Source organism: Streptomyces sporangiiformans, assembly GCF_005768555.2.
Lineage (GTDB): Bacteria > Actinomycetota > Actinomycetes > Streptomycetales > Streptomycetaceae > Streptomyces > Streptomyces sporangiiformans.
This window is the reverse complement of sequence record NZ_VCHX02000050.1, coordinates 19829-27994: the sequence shown is the minus strand read 5'-3', so window position 1 is coordinate 27994 and position 8166 is coordinate 19829. Positions and strand designations below refer to the sequence as shown.

Below are 8166 nucleotides of genomic sequence, written 5' to 3'. Positions count from 1 at the left end.
CCGGCACCGCATAGACGGTGCCGGGCGGACCGGGCGTGATGGTGTGCCAGCTCAGCGGACGAGTCCGGCTGTGCTCGAGGAAAGGGCGCGCACCAAGGCTTCGGGGAGCTCAGGGCGTACGACGACCAGGACGAGGGCGCCCGCAGCCAGCACCAGGCCGAGGAACTCCAGGAAGTCGCCCCTGCGAGGGACCACGTCATGCCCCGGTTCGTCAGCTGGTGAGGCGCGGGAGGTGTCGGGCTCCTTGTGCCGCGCACGGTGTGTCATGCCTCCACCCTGGAAGCCCGGCCGCCCCGCACCCATCCGGCAACCGTCGGGTCCACCCCCGCCGAGTGGCTGGACAAGACCACCGCCCGGTCGCACCGGACCGGGTCGGGGACGAGGTTCCGCCGGTCGGCAGGGCGGTACCCGCCGGTCGGCGGGGGCGTTACCGAAGCCTGCCGGATGGCCCGCCCCCTGAGCTCCGCGCGAGGTTTGCCGTATGACACAGACGCAGCCGCCGCAGGAGACGTCAGCTCTCCCGGAGAACTCACCTCCGCCGCCCCGAACCTCCCCCGAGTCCGCCGTGCCGGCCTCGGCCGGTCCCTCGATGGGACGCCTCGTCGGGGTGGACCTGGCCCGCGCGCTGGCGGTGTTCGGCATGTACATCGTGCACATCGGCCCCCCGCTGTCCGCCACGACCGGCGTGGCGAGCTGGATCCGCTACATAGCGGATGGCCACTCGTCGGTCCTGTTCGCCACTCTCGCCGGGTTCTCGCTGATGCTGATCGCCGGCCGCCGCGAGCCGAAGACGGGCCTGGCGGGCCGGCAGGCGAGGGCCCGGATCGCGATCCGGGCTGTGGTCCTGCTGGTGCTGGGCACGGTGCTGGCGATGGAGTACGGGGGAGTGATCATCCTCGGCTTCTACGGGGTCTACTTCCTCCTCGCCCTGCCGCTGGTGCGACTGCGTGCCAGGACACTCGCGATCATCGCGGCCGCCTTCGCCCTCGTCACACCGCAGTTGGCGTTCGCCCTGAACTCGCTGCTGACTTCGTCGGTCCAGGAGAGCATCAACGCCTACGACCCGCTCCGCCGCCTCAGCGAGGTGGGAGTGCTCGACCTGCTGCTCACCGGCTTCTACCCGGCGCTCACGTGGATGTCGTTCGTGATCGCGGGCATGGCCCTGGGCCGCCTCGACCTGTCCTCCGGCACCGTTCAGAAGCGCCTGGCCGCGCTCGGCGCCTCCCTCACCGCGGCCGCCTACGGCATGTCCCTGCTGCTCGCCGGATCGGGCGCGTTGAGGAGCCTCGCGGAAGACGGGTCGTCGTCCGGCAGCTCCGGGGCGATGCCCCCCGCCAGCGGTTCGATGCCCCCGGACGGGGGGTCGTTCCCCGAGATGTCCGCGTCGTTCCTGCTGAAGGCCGGGCCGCACAGCGGGACCACGTTCGACATCATCGGCAGCGTAGGCGTCGCGATCCTCGTGATCGTGGGCGCGACGGTGGCGATGGACCGCCTGCCGCGACTGCGCCGCCTGGCGAAGCCGGTCATCGCCGTGGGCACCATGTCCCTGACCGCCTACGTCGGCCACTTCCTCGCCCAGTCGGCGCTGTCCGTGCCCGCCGGGACCGGCGCCCAGCAATCATGGGTGCCGCTGCTCATGTTCGTCCTCGGGGCGACCGTGTTCGCCGCGATCTGGTCCCGCTTCTTCCGCCGAGGCCCCCTGGAATATCTCCTCAACGCCGCCACCAAGCCGGCGAAGCACATCCGATGAGACCCGGCCGGGGTGGGACGCCCCCTCGCTCCACCCCGGCACCGAAGGCCGGGGCGATGCCACTGATCGGTACGCCAACTGAAGCGGCGGACAGGAACACTCGAGAGCAAGTCGACCTCGCCCAGGTCCCTTACGGCACAGCCGACCAACGTCCGCCCGAAGCGCCAGGCCGTAGTCCATCGGGCACTCCAGTCGGGCGGCATGACCAGTTGACCGACCGCATCAGCCGAAATGGCATGCTACCGGCGAGATCGTGCAGTGTTGATGTGTCCGACCAGGGGACATCAGCGCTCGATGGGCCTACTGGCGCGTGATCGAGCAGCGCGGGCTGGGGAGCCACGTCTCCGCCTTACATGCCGAGCGTGCGATGGGAGGGCGAAGATCATCGTAGAGGTCATTGGATCCCCGTCGCGCCAGCGCGCCCAGCGTTGCCAGCAAGGGCTCGCGGCATCGGCGTCGAAGGGTCTAGGCAAACGTACCGACGCGCTGAACTCTCACCGGTCACTCCAGTGAATGGTGACGGTGCAGGCGATGGCGCACAGGCCGGGGATGAGGTGCTGCAAGGCAGCAACGGTGCTGCTGCGGGCTTGGAATTGTCGTTTGCGGCGCCAGTGTGACCAGTGCTCACAGTTGCTCCGCCTGGGTATGGCCCTGGGTCCATCCAACGTTCAGGTCGCTCCAGCACTTTTCGCCTGTCTGGGCCCCAAGTCATCAGGAGTGACATGTTTGCCTCCAACCGCCGAGGCGTCCTCTTCGGCGCTGTCGGCGCTGCTGCCGGTCTCACGATTGCCCCGGTCACGGCGGTCGCTGCCGCGCAGGGCCCCGAGCGGCGCGAGCCGCTGGCCGCCGGGCCCGGCAAGAAGTGGGACTTCGACGGGAACGCGCAGCGCTTCCGTGGCAACACGTTCGTTTGCCCCGTGCCCCAGGACTCGGCCTTCTTCCACGCCGAGACCGAGGCGATGGAGATCATGAAACGGTCCTCCATCGCCGATCAGTACGTCTGCCTGCCCCACCAGAGCATGCACATGACGGTGTTCGACGCCACGACAAAGGACACCGTCATCAACAAGCAACTCCCGGCCTGGCTCGCTGACTGCACGGATGTCTCCGAGGTGTCCCAGCGGATCCTCGCGCGCCTCCAGGAGTCGACGCTGACCCCAGTGGGTCCGATCAGGATGAAGGTCAAGGGGTTCCTCCCCTTCGACGCCAACTTCACGTTGGACCTCACCCCCGCCGACGACGCCACCTTCAACACACTCTGGACGATCCGACGGGAGCTGAGCGCCCTGCTGGAGATCCGGGCGTCGAACTTCGAGACCTATCAGTTCCACTCGACCATCGGTTACCGCCTGGTCAAGCCGTTGGCATCCGACGTGCCGCCCATGGAGCGCCTGGCCGCGAAGTGCTCCGCACTCTTCACCGGCGACGCCGCCACCGTGACCATGGAGTACCCGGCGTTCAACCTCTTCGACGACATGCTCGCGTTCCCGCAGTTGTGGCGGCTGCCGACGGCATGACCGGCTCCAATCGCCGATGAGCCGGTAGTTGTTCGCTTTGACGCTGCCGACCGGGATGTCGGTGGTGCGCTCACCTGGCCTGCGACGGTGCCGGCCGCCCGCTCGCCTTCAGGCTCGCGTGCGGCCCACCCGGCGGGCTGTCACGGCGCCATCTCGTACGCCCCGGACAGTGCCGCCACACGCTCCCAGACGCGCCCCGAACGCGCTTCGTCGACGACGGGACGCCGGACGGCACTGAGCGCCCAGCGCTGCTGATCAACAGTGGCGGAGTCCTTGCCATGCAGTTCGACGGCGAAGGCGGAGAAGTCGCGGACGAGGACGGAGAACAGTTCGTCGAGCACATCCTCGTCAAGGTCCGTCAGGCGGGCCTGTTCCAGGATCAGCTGGCCGTGCACCACCAGCGCGAACAGCTGGCCGACGGCGAGAAGAAGATCGAGGTCGCGGCTCTGCTCCTCGTCGGGGGCCGCGGTGGCGACGAACTCGCACAGGGCGTCGGCCTGCTCCCGGAAGCGGGCGACGTTCGGCACCCCGGCGTATGCGTCGTAGGCGGGGCGCCAGTCGTGGAAGCGCACGGAGCCGAGGCCACGGGCCGGTCCCTGCTCGAAGAGGAACGTGTCGTCGGCCGCGTCGAGGCGGGTCGGCACGGCCGTGAACTCGGCCGGGTGCAGGAGGTGGTTGCGCATGAACTTGAGGATCAGCGCGAGGTTGACGTGCACCGTGCCCTCGAGCTTGGGCAGCCCCCGGATCTCGACGGCGGCCTGTGCGAAGTAGGTGTCCTTCTCGAAGCCCTTGGCGGCGATCACGTCCCACATCAGGTCGATGACCTTCTCGCCCTCCGTGGTCACCTTCATCTTCGTCATCGGGTTGAAGAGCAGGTAGCGGCGGTCGTCCGGGGAGGCGGAGCGGAAGTAGTCGACGGCCCGGTCGCTGAACAACTTCATGCCGACGAGGCGGACGTACGCGTCGGCCAGCTCGCGGCGCACGTGCGGGAAGGCGGTGACGGGGCGGCCGTACAGGATGCGGTTGTGGGCGTGGGTCACCGCTTCGTACATCGCGTGCTCGCAGATGCCGATCGAGGCGGTGCAGAGGTTGAACTTGCCGACGTTGACGGTGTTGAGGGCGGCGTCGAAGGCGGCGCGGCCCGTGTGCAGGACGTCGTCCGGGCCCACCGGGTAGTCCTCGAGGCGGAATTCGCTGACGTACTTCGAGGAGTCGACGACGTTCTTCACGAGGTGATAGGCCGGGTGGCGGCTGTCGGCGGCGAAGAAGACGTATCCGTCGGGGCCCTCCACGTCGGTGCGTCGGCCGAAGACCGAGACGAGTCCGGCGGCGTTGCCGTTGCCGATGTAGTACTTGGAGCCCGTCGCCCTGAAGCCGCCGTTGCCGTCCGGCGTCAGCAGCATGTCGGTGGAGTAGATGTCGGCGCCATGGGTCTTCTCGGAGAGACCGAAGGCGAACACCTCACCCTGGGCGAGGAGTTCCGCCGCGCGGGTACGCGCTGCGGTGTTGTCGCTCTGCCAGACCGGTCCGAGGCCGAGGATGGTCACCTGCCACGCGTACCAGTAGTCGAGACCGTAGAACCCGAAGATCTCGTTGAGGGCGGCGATCCGGGCCGTGTCCCAGCGCTGGTCCTTGTGTCCGGCGGCGGACGCCGGGGTGAGGAAGGTGGCGAACAGCCCTTCCTTGGCTGCGAACGCGAGGAAGTCGGCCAGCCAGGCGCGGGAACGGTAGTCCTCGATGAGCCTGCGCTTGCCGCGGTCCTCGAACCAGTCGACGGTGGCACGCAGCAACCTGCGGGTCTCCGGGTCGAACTGCGCCGGGTCGTAGGTACGGGGGTTGAAGAGGAGGGGGTCGGCCATGGAGGTCCGCCTTCCGAGGGTTGAGGGTGGAGGGTGCGGGTCTGAAGGTCGCGGGGCGCGGGCGGCGGTGGCCGGCAGGTCAGGCGTGCGGGTGTGACGTGCCGAGCCGGCGGAGGGTGGCGAGTACGTCGTCGAGCCAGGCGATCGTCATCCGCTCGTACGTGATGCCGCCACGCAGCACCACATGCTGCAGCTCCTGACCGGCGTCGAGCGGGGTGGGGGCCGCCGGGCCGGTGAAGTCGCGCAGTTCCCCGGCCACATAGTGCGCGAGCCGGTCGCTGTGCACCTGGCGGTGCCGTTCGACCTCACGGATCAGCACGGACGGGTCGTCGAAGGCCGCGCCGCGGATCTTCACGGCGAGGTCGTGCCGCATGCTCTCGGGTTCGATCGGTTCGTGCAGCCACTGAGCGAGGGCGGCGCGGCCGGGGCCTACGACGGAGTACTCCTTCTTGTCCGGCCGGCTCTGCTGCGACAGCGCACGGACGGCGAGCAGGCCCTCGCTCTCCATGCGCTTGAGAACGCGGTAGATCTGCTGGTGCGTGGCGGTCCAGAAGTATCCGATGGACCGCTCGAACCGCCGGGCCAGCTCATAGCCGGAGCCCGGCTTCTCCAGCAGGGAGACGAGGATCGCGTGCTCGAGCGCCATACGTCGATCCTGCTATGCAACTCGTTGCATAGCCAAGGAGTGCTGCCCAGGTGAGACAGGGCTCACGCGGGGCGGCCAAAGTGCCAACTATCTCTCTGATTTCGTACCGAAGGTCGCTGAACATAGTTGGCATCAGTGCAGGTCACGAACGTTGGCTAGTGCCAACTAACGATCCTGGTCACATTCGGCGATGATGCAGGCCGCGCGCCTTGAGCCGGATCAGGCGGTGATCGAGTGCCGGGTCGCCGAGCCGCGTTCACCGATTAGCGGCCAGCACTGCCGCGAGGCCCTCTTGTAGATCTTTGACGAAATACTCGGGAACCTCCAGCGACGGGAAATGTCCCCCGGTTTCGGGCGACCCCCATCGGACGATCTGCCGGTACCGCTCCTGTGCCCAGGGGCGCGGACACTTCTCGACGTCGCGGGGATACATAGTGATTGCTGACGGGACGTCGACCCGAAGTTCGGGGTCCAGCGAATTGTGGCTTTCGTAGTAAATGCGGGCCGACGATGCGCCGGTCCGCGTCAGCCAATACAGGGTGACGTCGTCGAGAACGCGGTCGATGGAAATCGTCTCGAACGGGCTGTCTTCGGTGTCTGACCACTCGGCGAACTTGTCGAGGATCCAGGCAAGAAGCCCGACCGGTGAGTCGACGAGCGAGTAGCCGATGGTCTGCGGTCGGGTCGCCTGCTGCTTCGCGTACGCCGCGCGGTGGCGCCAGAAATCGCGGGTTTCCTCGGTCCACTTGCGCTCGACCGCCGTCAGCCCGTCCGTTGTCAACCCGGGCGGTCCCTCCGCGAACGTGGTGTGGATGCCGAGAACATGCGCCGGGAACCTGCCGCCGAGGACCGTGGTGATATTGCCTCCCCAGTCGCCGCCGTGGGCTGCGAACTTGCTGTAGCCGAGGCTTCCCATCAGTTCCACCCATGCGGCCGCGATCTTTTCGGTTCCCCACCCGGTGGTGGCCGGCCTGTCGCTGTAACCGAAGCCTGGTAGCGACGGGACCACGACGTGGAACGGCGGCGCGTCTGCATCTTTCGGATCTGCCAGCTCGTCCACTACATCGATGAACCGCGCAATGCTGTCTGGCCAGCCGTGCGTCAAGATCAGAGGAGTGGCACCTGCACGCGTGGATCGGCGGTGCAGGAAGTGGATTCCCAGATCATCAATGGTCGTGCGGAACTGGCCGATCTGGTTGAGGCGTTCTTCGAACGACCGCCAGTTGTACCCGGTGCGCCAGTAGTTCACGACATCGACGAGGTCGGCGAGAGGAACGCCCTGTTCCCATCGGCGAGGGTCGGGCGCGGGGCGATGGACCGTCTCAGCCTCCGGTAGTCGCGCCGCGGCTAGTCGCGCGCGCAGATCGTCGAGGTCAGCGTCAGTCGCGTGGGCTTCAAATGCTTGCACGTCGCTGGTCAGACGGGGCATGAGACCTCCTGGCCATCGTGGAACCGGCCACGGCCTATCGCGAACCGGCTAAGGCGGTTCTAACAGTTCTCCGAGCCACGTCGCAACCGGCTAAGGTGGTTCCATGCGTGCTGCGTTCCCTGACTTCCGCCTCGGCAAGGTGCTGGCGACCAGCTTCACGGGGACTCTGTCGGAGCGTCATGGTGACCCTGTGGAGCGCATTCCCACGCCGCACCGACTCATCGACTGGCTGGCGGTGAACGGCCTCGCCGTGGACTCCTGCACCACTGCCCAGCTCGATCTCGCTCGGGAACTGAGGGAGTCGATTCACGCCGCCGCGACAGCGGCCGCGATCCAGGACGCTCTCCCCGCGTCTGCTGTCCAAGTCATCAATGACTGCAGCGCTCAGGGTCGGGCCGCGGCGATCCTGACGCCCGAGGGGAAGCGGCGGTGGCGGCTCAGCTCGGCATCCTGCGTGGAAGATGCCCTCAGCGTGATCGCCGCCGACGCGATCAGCATCATCGCCGGCGAGCGAGACGGAAAATTGGCCTTGTGCGCATCACCAACCTGCCAAGCCGCCTTCTTCGACACCAGCCAAAGTCGCACTCGCAAATGGTGTGACATGAACACGTGTGGGAATCGTCAGAAGAAAGCGCGCTTCAATGCCAGCCAGCGCAAAAACCCCAGATCAGCGGAGTGATCGTTACCTCGGTATATCCAAGTGGGCTCCACGCCTGCGACACATCTGTCGCGTTGGGTGCACCCCAACGGCACCATAAGAGCCATCCGCCGCCTTCGATCAACGTCCTCAATCGAACCAGTTCACGCCGCAGGAGAGCGCCGTCCGGACGATCTCGGTGGTGGCGGCCGCGTCGAGCGGCGAGTAGATCCGTCCCGCCATGCCCTGGCCCTGGGCGAATTGCAGACAGCCCAGGCCGATGGGGCTGATCTCGCAGTCGGTCGAACCCAGTCTGCGCAGACTCATG

The 8166-nt window shown here is 67.4% G+C and carries 8 protein-coding genes; 3 read left to right on the top strand and 5 right to left on the bottom strand.

The window, feature by feature from the left end; genetic code table 11:
* Positions 1-51: 51 nt before the first annotated feature.
* The gene (locus tag FGD71_RS04875; RefSeq protein ID WP_119099131.1) at positions 52-267 is read right to left on the bottom strand and encodes a hypothetical protein; all 216 of its coding nucleotides are present in this window, start codon (positions 265-267) and stop codon (positions 52-54) included.
* 214 nt (positions 268-481) lie between these two features.
* On the opposite strand from FGD71_RS04875, the gene FGD71_RS04870 reads away from it, so the two are divergent.
* Together FGD71_RS04870 and FGD71_RS04865 are read left to right on the top strand one after the other, a co-directional pair.
* A complete protein-coding gene (locus FGD71_RS04870) occupies positions 482-1750 on the top strand; it encodes a DUF418 domain-containing protein (RefSeq protein ID WP_240436392.1) in 1269 nt (422 codons plus the stop codon).
* Positions 1751-2472: 722 nt separating this feature from the next.
* Positions 2473-3267, top strand: a complete 795-nt coding sequence (locus FGD71_RS04865; RefSeq protein WP_119099130.1) for a DUF1868 domain-containing protein — start codon at positions 2473-2475, stop codon at positions 3265-3267.
* Positions 3268-3407: 140 nt separating this feature from the next.
* On the opposite strand, the gene FGD71_RS04860 is transcribed toward FGD71_RS04865, so the two are convergent.
* The 3 genes from FGD71_RS04860 to FGD71_RS04850 all read right to left on the bottom strand — a co-directional run bounded on the left by FGD71_RS04860 (position 3408) and on the right by FGD71_RS04850 (position 7201).
* On the bottom strand, positions 3408-5126 hold the full coding sequence (locus FGD71_RS04860; RefSeq protein ID WP_119099129.1) for an acyl-CoA dehydrogenase family protein: 1719 nt from the start codon (positions 5124-5126) through the stop codon (positions 3408-3410).
* Between the two features lie 79 nt (positions 5127-5205).
* Positions 5206-5772, bottom strand: a complete 567-nt coding sequence (locus FGD71_RS04855) for a PadR family transcriptional regulator (RefSeq protein ID WP_119099128.1) — start codon at positions 5770-5772, stop codon at positions 5206-5208.
* 256 nt (positions 5773-6028) lie between these two features.
* A complete protein-coding gene (locus tag FGD71_RS04850) occupies positions 6029-7201 on the bottom strand; it encodes an epoxide hydrolase family protein (protein WP_119099127.1) in 1173 nt (390 codons plus the stop codon).
* A gap of 103 nt (positions 7202-7304) precedes the next feature.
* On the opposite strand from FGD71_RS04850, the gene FGD71_RS04845 reads away from it, so the two are divergent.
* Positions 7305-7880 carry a CGNR zinc finger domain-containing protein gene (locus tag FGD71_RS04845; protein WP_119099126.1) on the top strand — a complete coding sequence of 192 codons (576 nt, stop codon included), beginning with the start codon at positions 7305-7307 and terminating at the stop codon, positions 7878-7880.
* 108 nt (positions 7881-7988) lie between these two features.
* Here FGD71_RS04845 and FGD71_RS04840 read toward each other — a convergent pair whose 3' ends face one another.
* A complete protein-coding gene (locus tag FGD71_RS04840) occupies positions 7989-8165 on the bottom strand; it encodes an aldo/keto reductase (RefSeq protein ID WP_140935825.1) in 177 nt (58 codons plus the stop codon).
* Between the last annotated feature and the right edge of the window lies 1 nt (position 8166).

Bases quoted from the DNA above. Each gene is read 5' to 3' on its own strand.
- FGD71_RS04875 (WP_119099131.1), bottom strand. From the start codon at position 267: ATGACACACCGTGCGCGGCACAAGGAGCCCGACACCTCCCGCGCCTCA.
- FGD71_RS04870 (WP_240436392.1), top strand. From the start codon at position 482: ATGACACAGACGCAGCCGCCGCAGGAGACGTCAGCTCTCCCGGAGAAC.
- FGD71_RS04865 (WP_119099130.1), top strand. From the start codon at position 2,473: ATGTTTGCCTCCAACCGCCGAGGCGTCCTCTTCGGCGCTGTCGGCGCT.
- FGD71_RS04860 (WP_119099129.1), bottom strand. From the start codon at position 5,126: ATGGCCGACCCCCTCCTCTTCAACCCCCGTACCTACGACCCGGCGCAG.
- FGD71_RS04855 (WP_119099128.1), bottom strand. From the start codon at position 5,772: ATGGCGCTCGAGCACGCGATCCTCGTCTCCCTGCTGGAGAAGCCGGGC.
- FGD71_RS04850 (WP_119099127.1), bottom strand. From the start codon at position 7,201: ATGCCCCGTCTGACCAGCGACGTGCAAGCATTTGAAGCCCACGCGACT.
- FGD71_RS04845 (WP_119099126.1), top strand. From the start codon at position 7,305: ATGCGTGCTGCGTTCCCTGACTTCCGCCTCGGCAAGGTGCTGGCGACC.
- FGD71_RS04840 (WP_140935825.1), bottom strand. From the start codon at position 8,165: ATGAGTCTGCGCAGACTGGGTTCGACCGACTGCGAGATCAGCCCCATC.